Source organism: Leifsonia sp. 71-9, assembly GCF_001898805.1.
Classification (GTDB): Bacteria; Actinomycetota; Actinomycetes; order Actinomycetales; family Microbacteriaceae; genus Leifsonia.
In genome coordinates this window covers 1-2,118 of record NZ_MKVJ01000011.1, presented here as the reverse complement: position 1 = coordinate 2,118, position 2,118 = coordinate 1, and the positions used below count along the sequence as shown (strand labels likewise).

Annotated in this window: 2 protein-coding genes; one reads left to right on the top strand and one right to left on the bottom strand. The window is 66.7% G+C overall.

The genetic code is table 11. The annotated features are described in order from the left end of the window. Positions 1–193: 193 nt before the first annotated feature. Positions 194–1,597, top strand: coding sequence for a ParB N-terminal domain-containing protein (locus BGO91_RS06085; RefSeq protein WP_290471964.1), 1,404 nt, complete (start codon positions 194–196; stop codon positions 1,595–1,597). Between the two features lie 52 nt (positions 1,598–1,649). Here the strand turns inward: BGO91_RS06085 and BGO91_RS06080 are convergent, their stop codons facing one another. Further along, positions 1,650–1,949, bottom strand: coding sequence for a hypothetical protein (locus BGO91_RS06080; RefSeq protein ID WP_290471963.1), 300 nt, complete (start codon positions 1,947–1,949; stop codon positions 1,650–1,652). Positions 1,950–2,118 lie beyond the last annotated feature (169 nt).

The window sequence follows — 2,118 nt, the reverse complement described above, 5'->3', positions numbered from 1 at the left end:
GACCGGACGAAGACGACCAACACCAACCCTGCCAGCCAGTCCCAGACCAGCCGAGCCCAGACTCACAGCGGCATATCCTCGCTCGCTGCGCTCCCTGCGGTATTCCACGACCCGGCACTGCGCTCCGCTCCCGCTCACCCTCGATCCCCTTGCCAGACAGGCGAACAAGAACAGTTGAAGGGAAACCAGAGCAATGAGCGACACCACCAACGTTGTCGGAACCATCGAACACCTCGACCCCCACACCCTGACCATCGAAACCAACGTGCGCCCCTCCGCACCCATCACCCCCGCATTCGTGCAGTCCGTCAAAGAGAACGGCGTCCTCACCCCCGTCCTCGGACACCGCAGCGGCGACGGCACCGTGACCGTCCGGGCCGGACAGCGTCGAGTCTTCGCCGCACGCGAAGCGGGCCTCGCCAGCATTCCCGTCTACCTGGTGGACGCCGACGAGGTGACAGCGGAACGGATCGTGCAGCAGATGGTCGAGAACGACCAGCGCGAAGCCCTCACCGACGGCGACCGCGCCGCCGCGTTCCAGCAACTCGCATTCGAAGGACTCTCCGTCACCGCGATCGCCCGCCGCACCGGCACCAGGCAGAAGGAGGTCAAGACCGCTCTCGCGGTCAGTGAAAACGAAGTGGCAGCGTCCGCGATCCAGGAGCACCAGCTGACCCTGGACCAGGCGGTCGTGCTGATCGAGTTCGACGGCGACGACGACATCCGTGCCGACCTGATCCAGGTCGCGACCACGGACCCGGCGCAGTTCGCGCACGCGGCCCAGCGGGCACGCGACGAGAAGGCACGCGCCCAGACCAAGGCGGACACGGAAGGCGACCTGGCGGGACGCGGCTACCTGATCCTCGATAGCGATCCCGGCTACTACGACGCCGAGTACACCCGCATCAGCGAACTCCTCACCGCCGACGACCAACGCGTCACCGTCGAGCACATCGAGAACCTGGACGGGCGCGCCGCCCACGTCCGGGTTTACGCGGACGGCGACGCCACCATCAGCTACTTCCTCCGGGACCCGAAAGCGGCTGGATTCCACACCTACAGCGGCACCGCGTCCAAGTCCGGCCCGATGACCGAGGAGGAGAAGGCTGAGCGGCGCATCCTGATCGCAAACAACAAGGCGTGGGCCTCCGCCGAGACGGTCCGCCGCGAATGGCTCACCGACCTGCTCTCCCGCAAGGCTCTCCCCAAGGACGCGGCGGTCATGATCGCCAAGGGTCTGACCGTCCACCGGCAGGCGATCAGCACCGCCACCCGTGAAGGCAACGAGCTCGCACACCGGCTGCTTGGCCTGGAACCGTCCGGCTACTTCGAGAACGACAAGTTGGCCGCGCTGGTGGAGCAAACACCGACAAGGGCTCAGCATGTCGCGCTTGCAGTCGTGCTCGGCGCCTGCGAGTCAGTGACCAGCAAGCAGACCTGGCGGTACCCCTCCACCACCGACACGGCCTACTTCACCCAGCTCGACGCGTGGGGCTACAGCCTGAGCGACGTCGAGCAGATCGTGACCGCAGGCGAGGCCGTCCAGGCGGCAAAAGAAGTTGATTCGGTGGGCGCGGACCCTGCCGCAGGAGACTGACCGCGCCGGACAGAAGCGGGCCTGCGGGACAGGCCCGCTTCTCGTTGAGCGGTCAAGACAGTTCGCGAGTCGCCGCCACCGTCGACGGCCCAACAACAGGACCACCCCGCTGGGCTACCCGGTTGAAGGCCACGAATGGCACACACGCCGTCTCGGCCGTCACTGCCGCCAGCCGGCCAATCGGTGTGCGCGGATCAGCGGCGATCGCCCACCCGTCGACGGCGTACCGACTCACCGTCTCCACGCACTCCCGCTTCTCCTCCGCCGACGGGCTCGTCGAGCCGACCACCCCGATCAGCCCACCCTGCAGTTCCGGACCCATGTTTCTCGTATCGATGATGAATACCCGCATCACACAACTCCCCTGACTCTCGTTCTTGTTTGCCTTCCGGCGGAGAGATCAAGAGCGAGCGGGAGGGGCGCAGTGCCGGGACCGTGGAATACCGGAACGGAGCGCAGCGGAGCGAGGATATGCCGCTGTGAGTCTGGGCTCGGCTGGTCTGGGACTGGCTGGCAGGGTT